Annotated in this window: 25 protein-coding genes; 17 read left to right on the top strand and 8 right to left on the bottom strand. The window is 47.4% G+C overall.

The genetic code is table 11. The features are described 5' to 3' along the window. Positions 1-196: 196 nt before the first annotated feature. The 3 genes from HYN46_RS14350 to HYN46_RS14340 form a co-directional block, all read right to left on the bottom strand. Positions 197-838, bottom strand: coding sequence for a YceI family protein (locus HYN46_RS14350; RefSeq protein ID WP_162818228.1), 642 nt, complete (start codon positions 836-838; stop codon positions 197-199). Positions 839-984: 146 nt separating this feature from the next. Beyond that, complete coding sequence (locus tag HYN46_RS14345; RefSeq protein ID WP_114900022.1) at positions 985-1287, bottom strand: YciI family protein; 303 nt, start codon at positions 1285-1287, stop codon at positions 985-987. Continuing rightward, entirely contained in the window at positions 1287-2090 is an 804-nt protein-coding gene (locus HYN46_RS14340) for an SDR family NAD(P)-dependent oxidoreductase (RefSeq protein ID WP_114900021.1), read from the bottom strand. Before HYN46_RS14340 ends, HYN46_RS14345 begins: the two co-directional genes overlap by 1 nt. Positions 2091-2313: 223 nt before the next feature. Between HYN46_RS14340 and HYN46_RS14335 the strand changes: the two genes are divergently transcribed. From HYN46_RS14335 to HYN46_RS14310, 7 genes are all read left to right on the top strand, one after another. Next, positions 2314-3363: a helix-turn-helix domain-containing protein gene (locus HYN46_RS14335; protein WP_228254821.1), complete on the top strand. Its 1050-nt coding sequence runs from the start codon at positions 2314-2316 to the stop codon at positions 3361-3363. Between the two features lie 10 nt (positions 3364-3373). Further along, positions 3374-3859, top strand: a complete 486-nt coding sequence (locus tag HYN46_RS14330; RefSeq protein WP_114900020.1) for a hypothetical protein — start codon at positions 3374-3376, stop codon at positions 3857-3859. 398 nt (positions 3860-4257) lie between these two features. Beyond that, positions 4258-4497 (top strand): helix-turn-helix domain-containing protein, encoded by a 240-nt coding sequence (locus HYN46_RS14325; protein WP_162818227.1) that lies wholly within the window; start codon positions 4258-4260, stop codon positions 4495-4497. A 167-nt stretch (positions 4498-4664) separates the two neighbouring features. Then, on the top strand, positions 4665-4826 hold the full coding sequence (locus HYN46_RS17355; RefSeq protein ID WP_162818226.1) for a hypothetical protein: 162 nt from the start codon (positions 4665-4667) through the stop codon (positions 4824-4826). Beyond that, positions 4819-5037, top strand: a complete 219-nt coding sequence (locus tag HYN46_RS14320; protein ID WP_114900018.1) for an MBL fold metallo-hydrolase — start codon at positions 4819-4821, stop codon at positions 5035-5037. The genes HYN46_RS17355 and HYN46_RS14320 overlap by 8 nt, the downstream gene beginning before the upstream one ends. A 278-nt stretch (positions 5038-5315) precedes the next feature. After that, positions 5316-6320: an AraC family transcriptional regulator gene (locus HYN46_RS14315; RefSeq protein ID WP_162818225.1), complete on the top strand. Its 1005-nt coding sequence runs from the start codon at positions 5316-5318 to the stop codon at positions 6318-6320. 198 nt (positions 6321-6518) lie between these two features. Next, entirely contained in the window at positions 6519-7910 is a 1392-nt protein-coding gene (locus HYN46_RS14310) for a lipase family protein (RefSeq protein ID WP_210009202.1), read from the top strand. A gap of 521 nt (positions 7911-8431) precedes the next feature. Here the strand turns inward: HYN46_RS14310 and HYN46_RS14300 are convergent. Next, positions 8432-9595, bottom strand: a complete 1164-nt coding sequence (locus tag HYN46_RS14300; RefSeq protein ID WP_114900782.1) for a hypothetical protein — start codon at positions 9593-9595, stop codon at positions 8432-8434. Between the two features lie 866 nt (positions 9596-10461). Between HYN46_RS14300 and HYN46_RS14290 the strand changes: the two genes are divergently transcribed. Beyond that, positions 10462-11424 (top strand): GlxA family transcriptional regulator, encoded by a 963-nt coding sequence (locus tag HYN46_RS14290; protein ID WP_265935983.1) that lies wholly within the window; start codon positions 10462-10464, stop codon positions 11422-11424. Here HYN46_RS14290 and HYN46_RS14285 read toward each other — a convergent pair. Continuing rightward, positions 11421-11897, bottom strand: coding sequence for a RidA family protein (locus HYN46_RS14285; protein ID WP_114900013.1), 477 nt, complete (start codon positions 11895-11897; stop codon positions 11421-11423). The genes HYN46_RS14290 and HYN46_RS14285 overlap by 4 nt on opposite strands. Before the next feature lie 363 nt (positions 11898-12260). Between HYN46_RS14285 and HYN46_RS14280 the strand changes: the two genes are divergently transcribed. The 3 genes from HYN46_RS14280 (at position 12261) to HYN46_RS14270 (ending at position 14458) form a co-directional block, all read left to right on the top strand. Next, entirely contained in the window at positions 12261-12902 is a 642-nt protein-coding gene (locus HYN46_RS14280) for a DsbA family protein (RefSeq protein WP_114900012.1), read from the top strand. Between the two features lie 76 nt (positions 12903-12978). Then, positions 12979-13341: a nuclear transport factor 2 family protein gene (locus HYN46_RS14275; RefSeq protein WP_162818224.1), complete on the top strand. Its 363-nt coding sequence runs from the start codon at positions 12979-12981 to the stop codon at positions 13339-13341. Positions 13342-13513: 172 nt separating this feature from the next. Further along, entirely contained in the window at positions 13514-14458 is a 945-nt protein-coding gene (locus tag HYN46_RS14270; protein ID WP_114900010.1) for a LysR family transcriptional regulator, read from the top strand. 118 nt (positions 14459-14576) lie between these two features. On the opposite strand, the gene HYN46_RS14265 is transcribed toward HYN46_RS14270, so the two are convergent. Further along, the gene (locus tag HYN46_RS14265) at positions 14577-15284 is read right to left on the bottom strand and encodes an SDR family NAD(P)-dependent oxidoreductase (RefSeq protein WP_114900009.1); all 708 of its coding nucleotides are present in this window, start codon (positions 15282-15284) and stop codon (positions 14577-14579) included. A 221-nt stretch (positions 15285-15505) separates the two neighbouring features. Here HYN46_RS14265 and HYN46_RS14260 point away from each other — a divergent pair, with 221 nt between their 5' ends. Beyond that, positions 15506-16153 carry an MOSC domain-containing protein gene (locus tag HYN46_RS14260; RefSeq protein WP_114900008.1) on the top strand — a complete coding sequence of 216 codons (648 nt, stop codon included), beginning with the start codon at positions 15506-15508 and terminating at the stop codon, positions 16151-16153. A 101-nt stretch (positions 16154-16254) separates the two neighbouring features. Here the strand turns inward: HYN46_RS14260 and HYN46_RS14255 are convergent, their stop codons facing one another. After that, positions 16255-17244 (bottom strand): SLAC1 anion channel family protein, encoded by a 990-nt coding sequence (locus HYN46_RS14255; protein WP_114900007.1) that lies wholly within the window; start codon positions 17242-17244, stop codon positions 16255-16257. A 562-nt stretch (positions 17245-17806) separates the two neighbouring features. Between HYN46_RS14255 and HYN46_RS14250 the strand changes: the two genes are divergently transcribed. The 5 genes from HYN46_RS14250 (at position 17807) to HYN46_RS14230 (ending at position 22378) form a co-directional block, all read left to right on the top strand. After that, positions 17807-18199: a hypothetical protein gene (locus HYN46_RS14250; protein WP_114900006.1), complete on the top strand. Its 393-nt coding sequence runs from the start codon at positions 17807-17809 to the stop codon at positions 18197-18199. 287 nt (positions 18200-18486) lie between these two features. Further along, positions 18487-19341, top strand: a complete 855-nt coding sequence (locus HYN46_RS14245; protein WP_114900005.1) for a pirin family protein — start codon at positions 18487-18489, stop codon at positions 19339-19341. Between the two features lie 45 nt (positions 19342-19386). Beyond that, a complete protein-coding gene (locus HYN46_RS14240) occupies positions 19387-19959 on the top strand; it encodes a hypothetical protein (RefSeq protein WP_162818223.1) in 573 nt (190 codons plus the stop codon). Between the two features lie 84 nt (positions 19960-20043). After that, positions 20044-20556 carry a DUF3592 domain-containing protein gene (locus tag HYN46_RS14235; protein ID WP_114900003.1) on the top strand — a complete coding sequence of 171 codons (513 nt, stop codon included), beginning with the start codon at positions 20044-20046 and terminating at the stop codon, positions 20554-20556. A gap of 436 nt (positions 20557-20992) precedes the next feature. After that, complete coding sequence (locus tag HYN46_RS14230) at positions 20993-22378, top strand: hypothetical protein (RefSeq protein ID WP_114900002.1); 1386 nt, start codon at positions 20993-20995, stop codon at positions 22376-22378. A gap of 111 nt (positions 22379-22489) precedes the next feature. Here the strand turns inward: HYN46_RS14230 and HYN46_RS14225 are convergent, their stop codons facing one another. After that, positions 22490-22792 carry a hypothetical protein gene (locus HYN46_RS14225; protein ID WP_114900001.1) on the bottom strand — a complete coding sequence of 101 codons (303 nt, stop codon included), beginning with the start codon at positions 22790-22792 and terminating at the stop codon, positions 22490-22492. Positions 22793-22795 lie beyond the last annotated feature (3 nt).

The following is a 22795-nucleotide window of genomic DNA, read 5'->3' as shown; positions in this document are numbered from 1 at the left end:
ATAACTGACTGGTATTTTTGGGTATTGAGGATGTCTTCTTTTCATTACCTGAATAGCCAGCAAGATTCTAGACACCCATCCATCTGTTTGTGAAACATTTCATCGTCTACTGGTCAGCGCTGACCTTACCCAAAATCAGCAACAGACAGTATGAAACATGACTTCTGGAAGCCCGCAAAACTTGGGGATGCTCAGCTTACGGTTTCTCCGTTAGTTTTGCGATGACTTCTGGGTCTACATTATTCGAAACCATCGCACTATCCACTTGGACTTCTATGTTTTTATTGACGAAAGATCCATAGCTACTCATGCCCCATTGGTTCCGATCAAGTAGAAAAGACGTACTGGTTTTGATCGTCACTGTGTGCGTAATCGGATCAACTAATGGCGTAGATAAATTGACTTTAAACTCAATAGGCTTGGTGATACCAACCATGGTTAACTCACCGCGTACCTTAGAGTGCGCAGGATCTACTTGAGTGATTTGGGTGGTTTTAAAAGTCATTTCTGGATATTTTTCAACATTAAAAAAAGAACTGCCCTTGAGCATGCCATCAGTCATGCTTGAACCTGTACTGGCACTATCTGCCTGTATCGTAAACGTCAGTTCCAAATGAGCGGGATCAAACACATCCCCTTTAATCGCACCTGAAAATCGACTAAAGCTCCCTTCAGTCTGTATCAGCCCGCGGGTCTTAAAGTGAAAATGGGTTTGACTGGGGTCAATCTGCCAATCGGCAGCCAGCGCTGTCTGGACGGCACTGAATGTCAAACATACACCCGTTACTAACATTCTAATGAATGAGTACTTTCTTTGATCCCGAATGGTCGTCTGCATGAGATGCATCCTCGTTTTCGTTGTACTTTTCAGACTTTATAGCGTACTGCTGGCGCGGCGTTGCTAAAGCCAGCAGCCAGAATACCTCGGGTGTGCTCAAAGGCTTTTCATGCCGCTTGAAACGCCCGTGATGCGTGTGGTGGTCATCATGATTCTCCACGCGCTTTTAAATGAAGCATGGGGTAGTGCTCATAGTGACCCAAGCCATTTTTGATAATAGGATCTTCCGCTGTGAGCGCTGCGATGTCTTGGTCATCAGGAATTTGGTAGAGTGAAACCCCATAGCCGCCCGATGGATCCATCACGGGGCCGTGGGCAACAATCAGACCTTGGTCGAGGCGTTCATTGAGAAAAATGCCATGTTGCCTCATCCATTCCTGTTCATCGGGTGACAGGGTCGCCAGAAAATCCGCCCGTGGTGGAATATATTTGCAAAGGTAATATTTCATTAGGCAGTTTCCACACTTTTCAGAATTGAACTTTCAAACATTTTGGGCGCGTAGCTTTGCAGGAAAAGAATCATGCCTGTCATTTTTCCTACAGGATTGCTGAACTTAGGTTCTTTCGCGTTAATCAGCTTGGTAATCATATGGACCACGGCATCAGGTGCCTCCGCTTGATCAATTCCCTTTTGCGTTGCTGCATTGGCTTTTTTGCGATAAGTGTTGTAATCCGTGATACTGCCATTGGCTGCGGAGACAGCGTTGTGAGCAAGATTGGTCTTAAACCAAACCGGCTCAACCATGTTGACTTTGATGTTGAATTGGTCGAGTTCAAAACGTAAGGATTTAAAGTAACCCTGAACAGCGTGTTTGGAGGCCGAGTAAAAGGATAAATTCGGTGGTCCGATTAAACCTACGATAGAGCTAACAGTGATGATTTGGCCATGCTTTTGCGCCCTGAAATAGGGGAGTAAGGCATTGGTGACTTTGACGGTGCCCCAGAAGTTGGTTTCGAATTGCTGACGTCCCAAGTCGATGGGGGTTTCTTCGGCAATACCTGTGACCATATAGCCGGCATTATTGACCAATACATCTAGCTGTTTGGTGTGTTGGAATAATTCGGTCGTGAACGATTGGATGGAGTGGTCGTCGTCAATATTCAGACGTAGCAGTTTGAATGAGACTTTGCCTACGTATTTTTCGGGTTCACGACTGGTGCCGATGACATTGAAACCTTGCTGGTGAAGGGTGTTGGCAAGCAGCAGTCCAAAACCTGACGATGCACCGGTAATTAAAATGGTCTTTTTCATGTCTATAGTTCTCCAAAAGCAAAAGGGTTATTGATGGCATATCTGAGTAGCGGTGTTTTGCTCTTCAAAAATATGCGACCTGATAAGGTGTACTTTGCCTATGAATTGAGTTATTGGCACTCGCGGAACGCGCCAACGTAACGGCGGAACGCGCCAATATGACTTTTAGGATTTGGCGCGCTTTGCTATTGTGTTGGCATGATCTGCAACCTAGACTGAGTTCATGAAAACTGAATATAAACCTCCACTGAGTCGTCAGCGCAACTCTGTTTTGGAGTATGCCGTTTGGCCGGGCTGGCGTGTATTGATGCAAGATGCAGGTCTAGCAACATCGCCAGTGCTACGCCGTGCGCAGTTGCCAGCGGATTTGTTTACACGACAAAACGTGCGCTTGAACTCGATTGATTTCTCCAAACTGTGGGAGGCTATCGAAGCTGAGGCTGACGCCATTGATGCGGCTGTGCCAGCACCCTTACAAATTGCCAAAGTGATGTCATCAGACTGGTTTGATCCAGAGCTTTTCGCCGCGTTGTGCAGTGCCAATTTGGGCAGTGCGCTGGAACGGATCGCTAAATACGTGAAGTTGATTGCGCCAATGGTGATACAGGTCAAGCACACGCCTGCGCATACGACGGTGACGATCGATTTTCTTGACCACACACAGACGATGCCCAGTGTATTTCTGGTGTTTAAACTGGTGTTATTTGTCCAACTGGCACGACTGGCAACGCGCAGCCCTGTCCAGCCGCTACAGGTGAGTTGGCCCGTCTCTCCAAGCCTTGATATCGTTTCGGCTATTTACACGTCCTATTTTGGTATACCCGTGACCGATGCGCCATTAGCGACTTTGGTGTTTGCGGCTGCGGATATTGAGCGTCCTTTTTTGACTGAGAATCACAAGATGTGGTTGTTCTTTGAGCCTTCTTTGCGTCAACGTCTGGCTGATCTCGATCGGTCGGCGGGGATGGCCGAGCGTGTTCGGAGTACATTGCTTGAGGCCTTGCCAGCAGGCGAAGTCTCTATGCTGATGGTCAGTCGAAGGCTGGCGGTCAGTACGCGCACATTGCAGCGTCGGTTGCAGGATGAAGGAACAACTTTTCAGCAAATTTTAGATACGCTACGCGATTCTCTGGCACACCATTATTTACGCAATACTGAAATGTCGAGCGCCGAGATATCGTTTCTATTAGGCTTTGAGGATTCTAATTCTTTTGCTCGCGCGTTTCAGACATGGACGGGTAAAACCCCGCAAACCGTGCGATCCGAGAGGTAGAAAACGATTTATGATCAATCCATCGCTAGAAGTGGAAGAGGTCGTTAAGAGGCTCCATGAGAAAGAGCTGTATATTCATTCAGTGATTGAACTTGCCTTCACGATTAAACAGTTGGTGGATAATCAATCCATTGACTTCTCATCGCTAATTAGTCCGTCGGGTGGAAGCGATTGGGAGAATCTGGCAATGATGTTGCCTTATTTACCCAGAAATCTGGTCATTGCCCACCTAGACCCATTACTTGAGGGCTTCATGGACATCAATTGGCCAGGATCTCCAGTTTTGTATGGCTTTTTATCTGAAATGGATATTGATCCTTTGCACGCATCGTTTAGTCGCGTGTTAAAAAAAGCCATTGATTTGGATGATACGGAGTGGGTTTATTGGCTACTAGTGTTTATGAAAGATGAGCGCGTTAACTTGAAGGCTCATTTCTCTATGGAGATTGAGCAAGGTTGTGGGTATTTGAAAAGTCGAGGGATTGATTTTGAATAGTGAGTCAGTGTTTGTTATATACAGGCTGCTTTAAAGTGCTTCAGCTTACTGCTCCCTACATTTTTTCTCATAGCGGATGAAACCGATATCAGGATTGATATAAAAGCTGAAAACCCAGCTTTTATATTCGTGTATGGACTAGCGATGACCCACCCAATTGACTAATACGCCCCTCTATTCTTGTCTTAATTGCCATATTTTTGACCAACCGTTCTATGGTGTTAGTGCCATGCGCCTCAGTGATTGAGGTCATAAAAAATACAAAGTGAATTAAAAGAGCGAATCGATTTTGGCGTGTTCATCCAGAAAGTCGGTTTGGGTTGGAGAGATGGATCATGGATGTCATCGAGCATTTTAAACATCAGGGAACGCTTTTTTTCGCTTCGAACGTGAGCTACATGCTGCGATTCGCAGAACTTCGAGGCGCGACTGCAGAGCAGTTACTCGAAGAGGCTCGCTTAAAGGATGCCCAGAATTTTCTGAAAAATACCCAATTTAGAGTGGATGATATCGCGGTGAAGTTGGGGTATCAGAACAGTGCGAATTTTATCTGCGCTTTTTATCGCTGGACGGGCATTACCCCAAGTGAATATCGTAAATCTCTTGAACAGCCTAAGCATGCGTTTGACGCTAAATGACAGCACGAATGGCGTGATCGCGCATTATGTATTTTTTTTATTCTGATTAAAGTCACGATAGGCAGAATGAATCAATCTTGACTAGGGCTTTATGAGATGAATCAGAATGTTGATCTTTGAAGCCCCTATAGAAATATCCCGCAGTCACAATGGTATAAAACGACCGCATGGCGATGTGGTGGAGCTTGGAGGTACAGCTAGTCGCGCATCTGAAGTCCGGCCGTAGCAAGGGCTGTACCACGTGGACGATGAAGGTGAATGAGGCGGGCAAGACTTTAAAGTATCGTCGGCAGTACGGGGTTCAATCCGGGCTACAACCTCTTGGATAGCAACGTCTATCCACAAATTGCGGCGGATTATGAGAAGACCTTTAGTCTGCTGAAGTCTTTGCTTGCTGATATCTTCCTTGGGGCGCATGGTAGCTACTTTGATCTAGATATGAAGTATCCGGGGTTTCAGAAGGTGGGATTTACGGTATTTGTGGATTCGGTTGGGTATCAGAAGTTTGTGAAAGTGCGGCAGCAGGGGTTTCGAGAGTAGCTCAAAAAGCAGCGGGTGGTCCCGGTGATCCACCCCAATTGACTATACGCCCCTTCATTCTTGTCTTAATTACCATATTTTTGACCAACCGTTCTATGGTATTAGTGCCATGCGCCTCAGTGGTTGAGATCATAAAAAATACAATGTGAATTAAAAGTGCGAATCGACTTTTGCATGTTCATCCAGAAAGTCGGTTTGGGTTGGAGATATGTGTCATGGATGTCATTAGGCAATTTAAACATCAAGGAACGCTTTTTTCCGCTTCGAACCTAAGCTACATGCTGCGATTTGCAGAACTTCGAGGTGCGACCGCTGAGCAGTTGCTGGCGAATACAGGACTTGCGGTCACTGACCTTTATACCAATAATGCGCATATTCAGGTCTGGCAACATCTAGTTTTTCTGGATAATTTACGGCAAATCATCAGAGAATCCAGCCTTGCGATTGAGATTGGACTCGCCAGTAATCTGGCTAAAATTGGTCTATATGGCATGGGTCTGATGAGTAGTACCACCCTATGGGAGGCCGTTGAGTTTGGTCGTCGCTATATGAGGACGCAATATCCCTTCTTCGAAACCACGCTTGAAATCCAGAATGACACGGTTGTGATCACCCTCCATGAGATCTTTCCCTTAGAGCGCTTTCGGACTTTTATCGTTGAAAATTTTCTCATTGATGCGGCAGAAATTTATCGCTCTTTGATGCTGGGTGAGTATCGACCCACGAAATATCAGCACTTTGAATTGTATTTTGATTTTCCTGAACCCGATTATTTTGCAGCGTACAAGGAGCGTTTGCCCGAGCTGCACTTTAATCAGCCTGCCAACCAGTTTCGCTTTCCCGCCAAGATTCTCCAGCAGCCGATTCATACGGCGAATCCGGCATTGGTGCATTTTGCCACGACTCATTGTGAGCTAGAGATGGCGCGCTTAGGACTGTTCACCAACTGGATTGATCATGTTCGCGCCTTAGTCATTTGTCATGAGGGGGCTTATCCGAGTATCCAGAGTCTGGCTGATCAATTGTGCATGTCGGCTCGCACGCTGACTCGGAAGCTTACCGAGGTGGGTTTGAGTTTTTCAGAGTTACTCGAAGAGGCTCGCTTAAAGGATGCCCAGAATTTTCTGAAAAATACCCAATTTAGAATGGATGATATCGCGGTGAAGTTGGGGTATCAGAACAGTGCGAATTTTATCCGCGCTTTTTATCGCTGGACGGGCATTACCCCAAGTGAATATCGTAAATCTCTTGAACAGCCTAAGCATGCGTTTGACGCTAAATGACAGCACGAATGGCGCGATCGCGCATTATGTATTTTTTTTATTCTGATTAAAGTCACGATGGACTTAATGAATCAATCCTGACTAGGGCTTGATGAGATGAATCAGGATGTTGATCTATTAAGCATCTATAAAAATATCCCACAGTCACAATGGTATAACACGACCGCTGTGGGCCAACGTTTAATCAAGGATTGGCTTATGAAAAAAATATCTATGCGTTATGGCATGCTGGCTTCACTCGTGCTGAGCGCTTCAGGGGTAACCTGCGCGCATGCTGCCACCATCACTGATCCATTCTACAGCTATACCGACAGCAAACCCTTGGTATCCATTCCATTGGGCACTGTCCTTAAACAGCGTACTGTCACTTATCATCTCGTGGGCGTGCCGACTGCCGCGACTGCGGTACAGTTACTCTACCGGACGAATAATGCACAGCGACAACCTGTGGTCAATGTAACATCCATCATTTTACCCGCAAAGAGCAATGGCAAGGCTATTTCTTATCAGTCTGCTTATGATTCGTTGAATCCCAAAGATTCACCATCTCAGGTAATTGCTGGCGATAAAGACATTACCAAACTCATCAATCTCGGGCCCATTGTCTACAGTGGTGAGTCGATTCCACTCGCGGCGCTGGCTGCATTGGGATATACCATTATTGTACCCGATACTCAGGGCGTAACTGCTGATTTCGCCGCTGGCCCAGAATATGGCATGACCACTTTAGATTCAATCCGCGCAGTGCTCAACTTCGATGCCTCCACGGTTGGGATCAGCTCTGGCACCAAGATTGGGCTTACTGCTTCTAGCAAGGTCGCAATGATAGGCTACTCCGGTGGCGCAATTGGTACTGGATGGGCCGCCCAACTGGCGCCAACCTATGCACCCGAAGTCAATAAACAACTCGTGGGTGCTGCTTTTGGTGGGTATTTGATCGACCCGATCCATAATCTCGATTATGTGGATGGCAGTATCCTCTGGGGTGCCGTTGCGCCAGCGGCGTTGGTAGGTTTAAGTCGAGCATACGACTTGGATTTGACTCCTTATCTCAATGATAAGGGGCTCGCTGTTGCCAAGGATATCCAAGATCAATCTTTGGCCTATATCCTGCCGAGGTACTTGGGTCTGAAATTCTCATCAATTTTAAAACCAGAGTATGCAACGGCATGGAGCAATTATTTAAAAACTGGCACGATTGACAGTAGCTTTAAGACGATCATTGATGCGGCCAACACGGTAAACGCGGGAAGCTATGGGTCACCAACTATTCCGATTTATTACACGCAAGGTAGTGTGGGCGTGCTCAATGGCACCTTTAAACCTAATGCGGGTGATGGGGTCATGCTTGCAGAAGACGCACGTACGTTGGTACGGCAGTTCTGTAAGGATGGCACAAAGATTCAATACACCGAGGTACCCTTTGAGCACGCTGCTACTGCGGGAGTGTGGGCGGTAGGCATGTTGCCATGGCTGTATGATCGCTTTGAAGGCAAAAAAGCGCCGCCAAGTAATTGTAAATATATGAACTCACTGCTGGGTTCGTTGTTGTTGCCTGGTCGATCATTGGCACCCGTTGTCATTAAGTAACTGACACAAGTCTTATCGTGATCTGGGAAGTTGGTATCGTGAATGAAGATGCCGACTTCTTTTTTTTGTAGCTTAGCGGTCATTTATGACAGTAATGTGCAAAAAAAATTATAAAATTTAATTTTGGAAAATTCGATCAATTAGCCTTAATTTTCCCATACTAACAGTAGCGGTTTGGCTGAAGAGCGCTTATTGCGGATTTTTATCTCTCAGCACAAGGTATCTCGTGATTAAGCCAACCAATATGATGGCTAGATATTCGACGAGCAGGAATATTGACAGCGTGTGGGTATAAAATTTAATAAAAAATAAGATGATAAATGCAATGGTGACCCAAAGAGCAGTGAAAACTAATTGCTTATAAACATATGCATTCATGTTCGATCACCCCCCAAAGATTCAAAACAGTGATTTGGCTTTAGTTCACCAGCATACGAAGTGCTTAGTCAAATCACAATGCCGAGACGGTTTTCCCATCTCGGCATTTTTTTGACATTCAACCAACCGCGATCATGCTGCGTTTAGTTGGACTCAGTAAACTGAATGTATGGGCTCGCACCGCTCCCTACGGTACAGGTTGAACCCAGTGTCAGGTTGTTGGTTTCACCTGTGGTGCCAGAACGGGTTGATGGCGCAAGGCAGGTTGGTGCTGCAGTAGAGCCGTCGGTCAGCGCAAGTTTCACGGCAACGGTAGAGCCGGCATTAAACTGGGCTTGTGATCCGCCTGCGTTACCCACGACATTGTACTCGGCCTGTGTCCAGCCACTCGACATACCGGTTTTGCTATCCGCAACCGATGAGGAGTATGCCTGACCGCCATAGGTCACGGTGGCGATGTCGTTGCCATTTGCGGCAACTGAACCAGAGAAGCTGACATTGGCCATTTGGGTGATCGGCAGTTGTCCGTTATAGACCACAGTCGCTGGCGTGTTTTGTACGCAGTCTACGCCTGCTCCACCAAAGCCATTGGTACTATCTGGACCGGCATTGACGAAACCTGTAGGGCATTTGGATCTGGAGCTGGTGCCGTAGTCAAAGAGCCAGTACTCGACGAAAACTTCGGTTTTGTTGGTGAGTGTGCTGCTGGTCAGTGATGCTGGGGTGTTGGTAGACATCACGTACTGTACCCATGCCAAGCAATTGGTATAGCTGCCGCAAGCGGGGGTATGCGATATGTTGGTATTGAGCTGGAGGGTATATTCATTGGTGCCGATGATGCCGTCGCTTTCACCTGAGCCGAATGGGACATTTGCGCCTGTTTCGGAGGTGACGCCGGTTACGGATGGGAAGGTACCAACCACTTTGCTAAACACGTTGCCTGATGGGGTCTGGGCGACAAAGTCATAGCCATTGCCCGCAACCACCTGTTCGTTACTGCTCAGGGCTTGATTCGCACGCAGGGCTTTTAGGTGATCAATACTGAGTTTAGAGCGATAACCGGGTGCTGCGGCGCATGCCACTTTTTCCCATTTGGTGCTGGGGTAGGAGGCATGAAAACAGCCTTCGCCCTCAGGGACACTGAGTTGATGCATGTTGTCGCGCCAAGCGGCACGAGCTGGTGTTTCGACATCGGCGCCGAACTGCGCAGCAAAAGCAGAGGGTGCACTCGCGATAGCCAAAATTCCGGCGACTGTAGCGGTACGTAGATAGTTCCTCACATCATATTTCGGTTGTTTAAATTGCATGATTACTCCGTGTTTATCAAAAAAGTACATCAGAAAAAGGACATCAATACATTCACCAAACATTCATCAAGACATCCAGATCAAGTTCATCCAGAAAAACGCACCTGAATGACGCAATCACCAGATGAAACTATCCAATACTGCATGCAGTGGCTTTACCCCCTTTGGGTGCAATCAAAAAATCGATTGCGAAACGCTTGTATGACATGACTCTATTTAAACGGTATAACGCATCGCATATTGCAAGAGTTGAATAGTGTGATTAATGAAGCAACATATCTGCCAAAAAATAACCAACTGATGTGATTTGAATTTAATATATTAAAATTTGAATAACCTTGGGCGTGTACGCCTTTAATAATCGATGAAGGTGAATTGTGTTTGTTAATTTTTGAAGTGGAAGTAATCGGATTTATGCAGGTTTTTTTAGGTTTTTATAAAGGTGTTTTTTATGTTATATATCTAATTAATATAAAAATATATTTTGTGACATTGTTGATTTTGATTATAACTGATCTGATATACATAACTGGTTTATACCTAATTTTACGTAATCTACATCTAATATCCATAAAGCGACAATGTATTCTCCATAATGGAGTGATAGGTCAGGTTGGATGAATATTAATGATTCATGTGCTTATTTTAAGAGTATTGTGGTGTGGGTGATAATAAAAGCAGGTTTTGTTTTAAATAGAGCAGGGAAGTTTCTTCGTGTTATTTTTCTTTTTTCAATCATCTTTGATCTTGCTTCAGTCGTTCATTACATGGCTTTAAATTAAGATATAGTTCATTGATCATCAGGGTCTGATCGTAGGCGCTTGAGGGAATTGCGTGCGTGGCTGGGGGCAACAATGAAAATCACGATGGTTGTATTCGACGGGGTGCAGGCACTGGATGTCGCAGGACCGCTGGATGTGTTTGCAGAGGCGAATACATTTCTCACCGCTGATCAGCAGTATGAGATGACGGTGGTGGGGCTGCATGCTGGGATGGTGACGTGCTCGAATGGCATGGCGCTGCATGTGCCCAATGACTACTCGAGTCATCCTGAAAAATGCGATTTACTGCTGGTGGCGGGTGGCCCACAATTGCCCGGTTCGAAGCCTGACCATGCATTTTTGGCATGGCTGCAAGAGCAGGCTGCGCAGGCGGGGCGCTTTGGTTCGGTGTGTAATGGTGCGTTTCTATTGGGTCATGCGGGCTTGTTGGATGGGCGCGATGCGACGACGCATTGGAGTGATGCCAAGCTGCTGGCCGAGCAGTTTCCGCTGACGCGTGTGGTGCCGGACAAAATCTTTATTCGTGATGGGCGTATGTTTACTTCGGCGGGGGTCACGGCGGGGATTGATTTGTGCTTGTCGTTAGTCGCGGAAGACTGGGGGCATGAGCTGGCGGTGCGCGTGGCAAAGCGCTTGGTGGTGTATATCCGCCGCGATGGCGGGCAGTCGCAATATAGCCCGTATCAGGCGGCTGATCTGGAGGAGGTTTCGATAGTCGGCAAGGTACTGAAGTTTGTCACTGAGCATATCTCTGAGACGCTGTCGGTTGAGCAGATTGCGGATGCGGTGGGTGTGGGCAGGCGCACCTTTTCGCGGGTGTTTGCCAAGGATGCGCAGGTGACGCCATCGGTGTTTATTGAGCAGGTGCGGATTGATTTCGCAAGGAAGCTCTTGGAGGAAACAGATGTGCCGATGAAAACCATTGCCTACCGCTGTGGCTTCCACAGTGCCACGCATATGCGCATGATTTTCACACGGCGCTTAGGCGTGACACCGATGCAGTATCAACAGCGCTTCCATGCCACCGAGCATGCAGAGCACGCTTAAGCCTCAGCCTTGATCTGGGCGATGACCACCAGTTCGACCGTGGCATTGCCCGGCAGTTGGCTGTGCGAGAAGGCGGAGCGTGCATGACCGGCTTTGTCCCCTAAAACTGCGGCAAACAAATCCGAAGCCCCGTCAAGCACGGCGGGCTGACTATAGAATCCATCCGCACTACTCACATGTCCTTCGATCCGCACGATGTGATGCAGGCGCTCAAAGCCACCCAGATATTTGCAGATCTGAGCCAGTACGTTTAAGGCGGCGAGCTCTGCGGCGAGTTTTCCGTCTTCAACTGTGACCTGTTCACCGACGCGTCCGGTGTAGGCGATTTTGCCATCCTGAATGGGGAGTTGTCCTGAGATAAACAGCAAGTCGCCGGCTTGGCTCACTGCGGTGTAGTTGCCGAGGGGTGTTGGTGGGTTGGGGAGGCTTAAGCCGCGTGCTGCGAGTTTTTGTTCGATGGCTCGTGTTGTCATGATGTGTGCTCCTTGAGGAAGAGAGTGAGTTTCCAGGGGGGGCTCGACTGTAATGGGATGTCGTGAATGTGTAAATATCATCGAGCGCACTTGTTTTGATCCACGGTGTAATCAATCCAGTAAATCGCAGGAGGCTCTGGTCGGGAGGGAGGGGTGGTCGCTTCGTCGCTAATGTGGGTGGCTTCGATACGCGGTGTAATAAGTGAAATGCGTGGCGGTGGATGTATGCCATGAGAAGAGATTTGTATAGTCAAGTCATGGACTGACCAAGTCCGCAAGTTCCACTTCATCGCGGCGCGTCTGATGCAAGGTGTTTATGCGTGGAGAGGTTGATTGGTGCTTATTTCTTGGGAGTAGCTGACAATGAAGCTGATCTATGTGGGTGATCCGATGTGCTCGTGGTGCTATGGCTTTGGTAAGGAGCTGACGGCGTTGATCCGACGTACACCAGACTTGAGTCTGGAGATTGTGGTAGGCGGGGTACGTGCTGGTGCTACGGACGTGCTGGATGAAGTCGGTAAGCGTTTTCGACTTCAGCACTGGAATCGTGTAGAGGGTCTGAGCGGTTTACCGTTTAACCGTGATGCCTTTAAGGCTTTGGAGGGTTTTGTTTACGATACTGAGCCGGTGTGCCGGGCGGTGGTGACTGCGCGACATTTTATTCAGGATGGTGGCTTATTGGCGGTTTTTCGTGCGCTGCAAGACGGTTTTTATGCGCGCGGTGACGATACGACGCAGGGAGTGGTGTTGGCAAAGATTGCGACAGAGGCGCTGCAAACTGCTGGTCAGTCGGTCGGTGTGGATGAGTTTTTAGTGCGCTGGGCATCGGAAGAAATTCGTACGGAGACTGCCGCTGATTTTGTATGGGCACGATCTATCGGGGTTCAGTCCTTTCCGGCATTGTGGCTTGAGCAAGATGGTCGGTACTTTGTGGTATCGCCGGGTTATGCGAGCGTGACTGAACTGGAGCATCGGCTGAGCGAGCTTGAAGTTGAGCTTGCCTAGTCACTGTATAAGCCCCGTGCAAATGTCATGGTGCATGGGCGCTGAAGGAAGTCTAAGTATTATTGGAGTGGACATCATGCAAGACGTTAAAGCAATCACGGCCTTGATTGAACGTTATTTTGATGCGACGTATCGTGGTGATGTGGCATTGTTGCGCTCGGTATTTGATCCGCGTGCGCGCGTGATTGGTGAGATCAATGGTGTCCCATATGCCAAGCACATTGATGAGTATTTGGCGGGGGTTGCCGGTCGTCAGTCGCCTGAAGAGGTGGGCGATCCGGTCGTGATGACGCTACTGGCCTTGGATGTGCAGCATACGATTGCGATGGTCAAACTGCATGTACAAATGCTGGGTTTTAATTATTACAACTTTTTTTCTTTGGTTCGCCAGCAGAGGGCTTGGCGAGTGATGACCAAAACACTGACTCATCAGCCTTGAGGGCGGCTTGAGTGTCTGCGCGATAACAAAAAAGATGCAGCGTTGATTCATTCTAGGCACCTTTTTGTTTGCCTGATGCAACTGGTTTCTGGTGGGATATTCATGCACACTCGGCAGGAGTCAATACGGGTTTTGCGTGGACGAAGATAGGCGTGCATGCAAGGGAAATCATATGCAACGCAAATTTGATGATTTATTGCTGGGCAGTATCGAGCTGTTTTGTCTGGCGGCGGAGCATGGTAGCTTTACGCTTGCGGCCAATGCGGCGAGCGTGACTCCTGCTGCGGTGAGTCGCTCAGTAGCACGGCTGGAAGAGCGGCTAGGGGTGCGGCTGTTTGTCCGAACCACACGGCAGATTCGTTTGACCGATTCGGGGCAGCGCTACTATGAGCAGAGCCGGCAGGCGCTCCTACAGTTGGTCGATGCCGAGCGGGAGGTCACAGGGCAGCAGACGACTCCCGCTGGGGTGTTGAAGATTAGTATGCCTACACCCTATGGACACTATCGGGTGTTGCCTTTGCTGGCTGCTTTTCGTCGACAGTATCCGGATGTCCATATCGAAATTCATTTGAGCAATCGTAATATCGACTTTACCGAAGAGGGCGTTGATCTGGCGATACGTGGACGTGCACCTGTCGATTCGACGTTGATTGCACGCAAGCTGGAAGATGCTGAGCTGATTGTGGTCGCGACACCAGATTATCTGAAGCGTCAGGGAGTGCCGCGGACGCTCGAGGATCTTGAGGCGCATGATTGTATCCAGTTTGAACTGCCCAGCAATGGGCGCAATATTCCATGGTTGTTTAACCAAAAGGTCGATGGTCATGCCGTCGAGGTCGATCTGGTGACCCGTGGTGCTTATGTGACGTCGGGTGATGTGCTGGCTGGGGTGACGTTGGTGCAAAATGGCGCGGGGGTATTTCAGACGTATCGCTTTATCGTCGAGCAGGATTTGCGAGAGGGCAAGTTGGTTGAGGTGTTGACGGAGTTTGGTGGGCGCTCGCGTCCTTTTACCTTGCTGTATCCGCATAGCCGCTATCTGTCGTCGCGGGTGCGGGTTTTTGTTGATTTTCTGGTGGCGCATCTGGTGACTGCGGCCCAAAATCGTAAGCGCTAAGCCACTATATCGTTATGCATCAGTTGTCTTTTTAATGACGTTTTTTTGATGACTCAGCAATACCGACGTTGAGATCAGCATTGCTTTGCACAGCTTACATATAAATCGCTATCTCAGCTTAGTGCCCTGCGCTTTGGCCGCCATCGACATGCAGGATTTCACCTGTGACGAAGGGGGCGTTGTCCAGATAGACAATTGCATTGACGATGTCGCTCATCTCTCCCATATGACCGAGGGGGTGTAACCCTGCCAGCGCAGCATGTGTTTCCACGGCGTGCATTGGTGATTTGATGATACCCGGGGAGACAGCATTGGCGCGGATGCCTTTGTGGGCATACTCAATGGCGAGCGACTTGGTGGCGGCGCTGATCCCTCCTTTGCTGAGGGAAGCCAGTACCGAGGGTACGCCTTGGATCGCATGCTCGACCAGCGTGGTGGTGATGCTGACAATATGTCCATTGCCTTGGTTTTCCATGATGGAGACTGCGCGCTGGGTGATATAGAAAAAGCCGTTGAGATTGACGCTGCTGACTTGTGCATAGTCCTCGGCGGTATAGGCGGTGAAGGGCTTGGCGATAAAGATACCAGCATTATTTACGAGGGTGTCGATCCGACCGAAGTGTTTCATGGCGGCATCAATCACGCGCTGGGCGGTGTCTGGATCACCGATGTCGCCTGCGACCGTGACGAGGTCTGGGGTAGTTGAAGGTTGGATTGAGCGTGCGGTGGCGACCACACGGTAGCCGCGACTGAGGAAGGTTTTGACGGTTTCTGCACCGATGCCTTGTGATGCGCCGGTGATGATAATGACTTTGGATGTGTTCATGATCGTTCTCGCTATTTTATCTGTGATCAAAGGGTGGCGGTTTTGTCTTCAGATCCAATGATCTGCTGTGAGTAAAAGGTACGCCTTAGGAAGCGGGTGTTGAATACCCACCATGGACAAAGACTTGTGCGTGTAGAGAACAAATGGACATGAGAAAGCGGACCTATAATGAGACTCATACTTTTGACTAACCTTGAGGCGTAGAAAAAGGAGCGTATTCGATGAGTGAGGTCATTTTGTGTGGACATGTAAAGCGGCTACAGGTGGGTGAGGCGTTGCCTTTTGCGCGCGAGCAGACCAGTGCCATCAATAAATCGAGAGTGGATGCGGTCACGGTCACCAGCACTGGATTCGCCGGAGATGAGCAGGCGGACTCGTTCTTTCATGGCGGTCCGCTACAGGCCATCCATCAGATGCCGAGTAAGGTCTATGGGCTGATCAAGGAAGCGTTTCCTACGGTGATCATCTATGAGGGCATGCTCGGGGAAAATCTGATCGTGAGTGATATGGATGAAGATACGGTCTGTATCGGCGACGTATTTCAAATCGGGACGGTACAGGTTCAAGTGACGCGTCCGAGGCGTCCATGCTGGAAGATCGACAGTCAGTTGAACCATAGCGGGGTCGCCAAGTTTATGCAGGATCAGGGCTGTGTCGGTTGGTATTATCGCGTGCTGATGGTCGGCAATATGCAGATGGGTGATGAATGTATATTGCTTGAGCGGGACTATCCCGAGGCGACTTTAACCCGCTTATGGCAAATCTATAATGACAAAGGATTTAAAGATCGTGCCGAGATTGAATCTTGGCTGGTAAATCCTGCGCTGGAACATAGCTTCAAAGATGTGTTGAGGAAGCGTCTGCTATAGACTTCGATTTTTTTGTGTCATCAATAAAAAGATCAAGTGGCGAAGTCTGTAGACTCGCCCCCGGATCTTTTTGAAATGGTTTTAAGCCAAAACACTAAATTTTACGCCGAGAGCAATTTGCCATTGGCGAGGATCTGCAGCGTCTTGACCGCAAGTACGATAATCACGATGCTCAAGAATACCAGCAGTGCCCCTGCAAGCAAGGTGATGGGCCAAGTTTGGGCATAGGTGGCGTATTCCAGTGCGGCATTGACCAGTGCAGCGAGCGGAAAGCTGATTGCCCACCAACCGGGTATAAACGGCACACGGCTTTTAAACAATTTAACGCTGATGACGATAAATAGAAATAAGCCAAAGTAAAACAATAGCCCTGCAAACTGATCGACATGTTGGGTGAAATGAGTATACGCAAGGAAGCCAACCGGAAAAGGCGCCATCAGGATCATCATCGAGGGCAGCATGGGCGGTGCGATTTTTTCCTGATGAATCAGCCGTGAGGTGATCATGGTGAAGAAAACCAGCGCGAGTACCATGCCCACAGCCATGGAAAATAGGTTCAATTCATGCGCCCACGCCATGCTCATATGACCACCCGTGACCGGAATATCCAGCGTGCCGACACTGGGAATCAGCCAGACTGGCAAGGCGTGCGTGGCGTCGATCTTACCCTGTAGCAAGCGACTGACGATGATGAAGGCCAGCGCCAGCGCGGCGAGTGCACCTATGGTCCAGATGACTTCGGCGGCAAGTGTGCTGACTGGTGCAACCACGCTAGAGATCAGCAGGATGGCAATGGTCACGGTGCCAAAGAAGTTACCGGCGATAGGGTGGGTAAACTCACCGCGCACCACAGCGGGAAATCGCATGGCTTTAATGATATAAGACAGACTCAAGATCACGAAAACGACGACCGCAACCACACCAGTACTCTCAGCAGCCATTGGGCTTAAGCCGAATTGGTGACTCGCTTGGCGCAGCGCCAGCACCAATCCAGAGATCCCCATGACTGCCGCAAACAGGTTGATCGGCAGGTTCTTGATGGAGGTGGTCGATGGAGCGGATGGAAGATCCGCGATCTGTGCATGTGTCATTTTAGCGTTCCTCTTCACGTCTGGGTGTAACTGATTGGGTCGAATAGAAGGGGTGTTTAACGCCTTTTTTCGATCCGATCCAGTAAGGTGAGTATGAGGGATTGGGTGGGTGAGGAATGGCTTAACTACAACGGTAAAGGGACAGATAGGCGTTGTTTTGGGACATTTTTGGGGGGGGCAATCAACTAGTTACTAGCTAAGGAAGGCTAGGGTAAGGTGGATTTTAATCCATCAACGATATCTGAGATGATCTCAATTCGATGCTGAAAATTTTCATATAGGTTGATGCAATCTGCTTTGGCTTATTACACCCTAAGTTTGCTTGATAAGTTCGTTAATTTAACAAACCTAATCCATTTTTTTTTGGATATCCTCCAAATTCTCTAAAACATAATTTTATGCATTTATGTTATTTCAATATGACTATTTATTATTTGAGCGTTGTTGACCAAATGGTCTAAATTTGAGTGAGCAAAAAACACTCAATAAGAGTGCTGGTGAGGATTAAAATTTAGCTTCTAGTTTGTTAAAAATCTATATTCTCTTGAAAAGGAAATATGCCATGTTGTCACATAAACTGTTGATTGGATTAAGCACCGCAATGCTCTCTAGCATTTCAGTTGCGTCAGAATTGCCCCTTAAATTTTCTGCATCAGTAATTGTAGAAAATAATCTTCCTTATGCGGTAGATATAAGTATTCCTTCAGGAGAGTCTGCATCGATCAAACTAAAGAATGGCTTACGACTGGAGGTTAATAATTTAAACGTAGTTGGTCAATCTTCCCCATCAGTGAAACTTTACGATGATAACAGTGCAACACCAAGACTTATTCATAGTGCGAAGTCTGAAAGTTTGAAGTCCCCGAATAATTGGTCTGTATCTTATACAGTTTGTTCTGGTCATGCTCAGTTTAGTAGCCCTGCTCCAGCAGTGCCCTTATCTTGTCCGATGTGAACATTCGTCAATAGTATTTAAATAGTTAGTCAAAATAGGTGAGTGTTATGGCAGTTCACCTCAGACAATAAGCTATTCTGATCATGTGATAAATATTTCTTAAGTGAATGCTACTTGAGATTATTGCACCTTAAATTTGCTGAACCCACGATAAACTACAAAAAGAATCACGCTCCAGCCCAGCCTCCTTATGACGCAAATCACCGCAAAGCCATACACGTCTTATGCTATATTTTATCTATTCTCACCCTCCCGCTGCTGCTCAACGCTTTGAATAAAGAGACATTATGAAAACGCTTGCTTTTGTTCATCGCAACGATACCCGCTCTGCTGTGGGTGACTTTTCTCCGGTGGTTTCGGTCTTTTCGCATTATGAACTTGGCAATACGGTATCCCCCTTTCTATTGCTCGATCATATCGGTCCCGGTCGGTTAAAACCGTCATCACGCCGTCAGGGTGTCGATGACCACCCGCATCGTGGCTTTGAGACGGTGACGATCGTCTTTAAAGGGGAGATTGAGCATAAGGATTCCAAGGGCGGCGGCGGTATCATCGGGGCTGGTGATGTGCAATGGATGACTGCGGCACATGGCATTATCCATCAGGAGCTGTTTAGCGAAGCTTTTACGGCGCAAGGTGGTCCTTTTGAGATGATTCAACTCTGGGTCAATCTGCCTGCTCGCGACAAGCTAGGACCGCCACGCTATCAAGGTCTGGCTAGTGCCGATATCCCGACTGTGGAGCTGCCTGATGGGGTAGGGACTGTGCGCGTGATCGCAGGACAATTCAACGGTGTGACTGGCCCTGCCGAGACGCATACCCGTATGAATGTGCTGGATGTGCGGATGCGCGCGGCAAAGTCGGCCCTGTTTAATGCACAGGTGGGTGATACCGCGTTGGTTTATTTAATCTCGGGGCTTCTACAGTATGCGGATGCTGAGCCGATGGAAGCGGCGGGGCTTGCGGTGATGAGCAGCCATCATGCTGACTTTACGGTTGATACCCTTGAAGACAGTCACTTTCTTATTTTAACGGGAGAGCCTCTGAACGAACCGATTTATGGTCGTGGGCTGTTTATTATGAATACCTTTGAAGAAATCCTACAGGCTTTTGAAGATTCCAAGAATGGGCTGTTGGGTTAGGTTGTTATCTTTCCTACTTTTTATTTTAATCAAAAAGCATGATCAATGATGACTGTGGAAACGCGTAAGGTCTTTAAAGTGACATCCAAAGATATCGGCATTAGTGTGATGATCGCTGTGGTGGTTATGCTTATTGTTTATCACGTGTTAGGTCTCATGTTCGTAGGGACTGCGCGGATTAGCGTGATGATGATTTTGATCCTATTATACCTGTTGACATTCGTACCGTATTGGATGGAGCGGGTGATCATTACCCCACATGCGGTGATACAGGTTAAGTTGTTCGATAGAAAGTTGATTCCGATGGATTTGATCTTGAATGTTGAACGGGGCATGGGCAGCTCAGTTGGATTTGAAACATTGCTTCATGGGAGCTTCAATTTTTTGCTTTCTTTATTTTTGGGTACGGCTACGGGAGGAGGTAGCTCTGCTTTGTTGTTCAGAACGCGCGAAGAGTTAATTGAATTATCTGGCTTGCTCGTTGAAGGTCAGCTCGGTGAGATCCAAGAATATGTGATGGAAAATATGAAGACTTATTACCCTGAAAACTATGACGCGATGAAAATGGCAGAAGCACAGCGCGAACGTGAGGAGGTAAAAAAGTTTTGGAGCCAATGAGGTGTAAATGAGTGCTCGGCATGTGCTGGATGAGATTCTGGGGGATAGGTGGATGCATTTTGAGAGTTCTGAGTCGGGCGGTTCATGATGAAAACAAATTTTTGGACGGTTAAGAAGTTGTTCTTTTTAGGTTTGGGCTTATGGTTGCTGTTGGCTGGCGTTGGCGTATTGATTCAGCACCACCAAGAAATCCAAGCCAAAACACACTGGGACAAGGTGTCTGCAACGATAGTGTCTACCCATTCGACCAATGAGCATCATCGTAATGGGAGTAATACGCATTGTGACAGCATCAAAATCAGCTACGACTATAATCATCTGGTTTACCACACCCATTTGAATCCGACCTTTCCCTGTCACGACAGTGTAAGGGGTATAGATTATACCAATGATCTCAAGACACGCTTTCCTGATGGTTCGGCCATCTCTATTATCGTCAATCCTGTGAATCCTGCCGAAAACAGTGATTTGTCTTTTGCTGATACAGAGCCAAATTTCCTCTTCGATTTCTTCGGTTATGCCACGATTTTTTTGGGTTTGGTCTCTATCCTTGCTCTTTGGGCGAAAGACTCGCCTCAAGTCGGAAATAAAAAGTAATAGAGCTAGCTGCGAATAAATTTAAATCCATCAATAGCCTCTTAAAAAAGGTCTGTATTCCAAGGCGCGAATATATCCGTTTAGGTATTTTTCAATGCCTAATCAGTTTTTACATTTTTTTACGATTATTAGATTAAATAATTATTAGGGAAATATTCATATATTGTGAATGTGATTGTAAAAATGAGAATTGTTGGTCATTTATTTTGAGTTTTAAATAAATATAAAAAAGTGATTGATGTGTTTTATTTTAATATTATTTATTAGTTGTTGTTAATTATAAATATTTTGTTTTAAAAGCCCGTATTGAGTGAAAATTTAATAATAAAAATTTCCTATGCTATAAAAGCGATGCTGTTTTGTTGGTTTTTCTAATTCAGCGAATAAATACTCATTGGATTTAGAGGAACTATTATCTTATTAAAGGATGCATCGTATGAAAAAAGCATTGTCTTATACATTCGCACTCGCGCTTTTAACCTGTCAAACCAGCTTCGCTGTCACCCCAGCAGGTGGATGGACGCTTGCTAATGCGTCGCCAGACGTCAGAGATTACTTCTTTAGAGTTGATGTAGACCCTGGCGAGTACTACAACGATACCAACACGTATTCGCCTTCTTCGGTGTATTTTGCGCAATATGTAGTATTTCAGAATAGCCCGGGCGGCTATTTGGGTTTACAGCGCTCGGGTGGGCAGAAACGTGCGATTACGTCGATTTGGCAAGATAATGTGCCTGCAAATGCGCAATATTTTAATGCGGTAGGTGGTGCTATTCCTACGGTGGGCTGTAATGAGTTTGGCGCATGTACATCGCTGCAAGGCGGATATGATTGGCATGTGGGGCATGAATATCGTTTTAGGGTCGAACGGAGTCCTGTTAAAAGTACTGGCTGGTGGCAGATTACGCTTACTGATTTAACGTTGAATACGACTGATATTTTGGGCGAAATCGAAACGCCGCCAAGCTGGGGTGGTTTAACCAATGATCATCGTTTATTCCTCGAATATTTTTGGGGACCGTATCAGTGCGACACTTTGCGCCATGCCCATACCACCTATTTCCCACCACAAGGCAATTGGGGTAAGACCACGGTGGTTGCTTCAGCATATGGCGACAGTTATGACAATGCCAATGTGATGCCGTGTGCGGCAGGAATCAGAACCGCGGATATGACCCAAGCAGCGCTTGATTCGTCTTCTTCACTGACCGCTTCAAATACCGTGATCGGGGTGGGGAATAACTATCGGGGCATGTGGCAATGGCCCAATTCAACCTATAAAGCGGTGTCTGGGGTGATGTATACCGCCGATCCGAAAAGCGCTAAGCCGATTCTGTATAAAGCACTGCGCTCAGGGAGTTTAGGAGCATTTCCAGCAACAGGGACGTCTAATGCTGATTGGCAATATATTGGTTTAGGGTATCCGGTTATTAATGATCTTTATCATTCAGGGCGTCGTATCTTTGAATGGAATGAGCGTAATTCAGCAGCGGCTCAAGTCGGGGATATTTTTGTTTATAACAATCCTTATACCCAAGATACTGAATATTTCCGGTTGCTGAAAACGGGTGCTGGATATTATCCGATAGATAAATCGAGTAATGAATACTGGTCTTATATCGGGCGTCATTTTATTCAAAATGAACCTCTGAAGCAGCAAACTTATGGGGTATGGGGTAGTAATAATCGCTATGGCCGAGTGGGTACGGTTTATCAAAGCGGTAATATGCTCTTTAGATTAAAAACAGCGGCACAGTATTGGTACTTCCCGACGACCGCAGTCGATAATACATGGTGGCAGTTTATTGGCTTTACGCACTAAACAGATCCGCTTTGTATGGTGTGATGAAATGACCTCCTTATCGATAAGGAGGTCATTTCATTGAGCCTCTAGACAACAGTGAGCATACATAGATGAGTACCGACCTATAGACTAGAACGGTAGGTGTAGGGCGCTATCAATCGCACCGCCAATTTTATTGCCTTCATAAGCACCGACTATACCGCCAACTGTAGTACCGATGGTGCCACCCAGTGTGCCTAAGCCAGCACCAGCGATCGCCGTACCCACCACGGGAATTAGTGATCCTGCGATGGATCCGATCGCACCACCAATCGCGCCGCCGACCACACCGCCAGCCGCAGCGCCAACAACGCCACCCAGTGCCCCACCGATCCAGTTTCCTAAGTTGCCACCAGAAACGGCGTCTATTTCATAACGTGTAAGTTCTTGCATGTG

The sequence above is a fragment of the Aquirhabdus parva genome (genome assembly GCF_003351745.1).
Taxonomy (GTDB): Bacteria; Pseudomonadota; Gammaproteobacteria; order Pseudomonadales; family Moraxellaceae; genus Aquirhabdus; species Aquirhabdus parva.
This window is presented reverse-complemented; position numbering and strand designations above follow the sequence as displayed.

Excerpts from the sequence above, each read along its gene's own strand:
- HYN46_RS14280 (WP_114900012.1), top strand. The coding sequence starts at position 12,261 with ATGAAGCTGATCTATGTGGGTGATCCGATGTGCTCGTGGTGCTATGGC.
- HYN46_RS14290 (WP_265935983.1), top strand. The coding sequence starts at position 10,462 with ATGGTTGTATTCGACGGGGTGCAGGCACTGGATGTCGCAGGACCGCTG.
- HYN46_RS14300 (WP_114900782.1), bottom strand. The coding sequence starts at position 9,595 with ATGCAATTTAAACAACCGAAATATGATGTGAGGAACTATCTACGTACC.
- HYN46_RS14255 (WP_114900007.1), bottom strand. The coding sequence starts at position 17,244 with ATGACACATGCACAGATCGCGGATCTTCCATCCGCTCCATCGACCACC.
- HYN46_RS14270 (WP_114900010.1), top strand. The coding sequence starts at position 13,514 with ATGCAACGCAAATTTGATGATTTATTGCTGGGCAGTATCGAGCTGTTT.
- HYN46_RS14235 (WP_114900003.1), top strand. The coding sequence starts at position 20,044 with ATGATGAAAACAAATTTTTGGACGGTTAAGAAGTTGTTCTTTTTAGGT.
- HYN46_RS14260 (WP_114900008.1), top strand. The coding sequence starts at position 15,506 with ATGAGTGAGGTCATTTTGTGTGGACATGTAAAGCGGCTACAGGTGGGT.
- HYN46_RS14345 (WP_114900022.1), bottom strand. The coding sequence starts at position 1,287 with ATGAAATATTACCTTTGCAAATATATTCCACCACGGGCGGATTTTCTG.
- HYN46_RS14240 (WP_162818223.1), top strand. The coding sequence starts at position 19,387 with ATGATGACTGTGGAAACGCGTAAGGTCTTTAAAGTGACATCCAAAGAT.
- HYN46_RS17355 (WP_162818226.1), top strand. The coding sequence starts at position 4,665 with ATGGCGATGTGGTGGAGCTTGGAGGTACAGCTAGTCGCGCATCTGAAG.
- HYN46_RS14250 (WP_114900006.1), top strand. The coding sequence starts at position 17,807 with ATGTTGTCACATAAACTGTTGATTGGATTAAGCACCGCAATGCTCTCT.
- HYN46_RS14350 (WP_162818228.1), bottom strand. The coding sequence starts at position 838 with ATGCAGACGACCATTCGGGATCAAAGAAAGTACTCATTCATTAGAATG.
- HYN46_RS14335 (WP_228254821.1), top strand. The coding sequence starts at position 2,314 with ATGAAAACTGAATATAAACCTCCACTGAGTCGTCAGCGCAACTCTGTT.
- HYN46_RS14275 (WP_162818224.1), top strand. The coding sequence starts at position 12,979 with ATGCAAGACGTTAAAGCAATCACGGCCTTGATTGAACGTTATTTTGAT.
- HYN46_RS14265 (WP_114900009.1), bottom strand. The coding sequence starts at position 15,284 with ATGAACACATCCAAAGTCATTATCATCACCGGCGCATCACAAGGCATC.
- HYN46_RS14230 (WP_114900002.1), top strand. The coding sequence starts at position 20,993 with ATGAAAAAAGCATTGTCTTATACATTCGCACTCGCGCTTTTAACCTGT.
- HYN46_RS14285 (WP_114900013.1), bottom strand. The coding sequence starts at position 11,897 with ATGACAACACGAGCCATCGAACAAAAACTCGCAGCACGCGGCTTAAGC.
- HYN46_RS14225 (WP_114900001.1), bottom strand. The coding sequence starts at position 22,792 with ATGCAAGAACTTACACGTTATGAAATAGACGCCGTTTCTGGTGGCAAC.
- HYN46_RS14325 (WP_162818227.1), top strand. The coding sequence starts at position 4,258 with ATGCTGCGATTCGCAGAACTTCGAGGCGCGACTGCAGAGCAGTTACTC.
- HYN46_RS14315 (WP_162818225.1), top strand. The coding sequence starts at position 5,316 with ATGCTGCGATTTGCAGAACTTCGAGGTGCGACCGCTGAGCAGTTGCTG.
- HYN46_RS14340 (WP_114900021.1), bottom strand. The coding sequence starts at position 2,090 with ATGAAAAAGACCATTTTAATTACCGGTGCATCGTCAGGTTTTGGACTG.
- HYN46_RS14245 (WP_114900005.1), top strand. The coding sequence starts at position 18,487 with ATGAAAACGCTTGCTTTTGTTCATCGCAACGATACCCGCTCTGCTGTG.
- HYN46_RS14330 (WP_114900020.1), top strand. The coding sequence starts at position 3,374 with ATGATCAATCCATCGCTAGAAGTGGAAGAGGTCGTTAAGAGGCTCCAT.
- HYN46_RS14310 (WP_210009202.1), top strand. The coding sequence starts at position 6,519 with ATGAAAAAAATATCTATGCGTTATGGCATGCTGGCTTCACTCGTGCTG.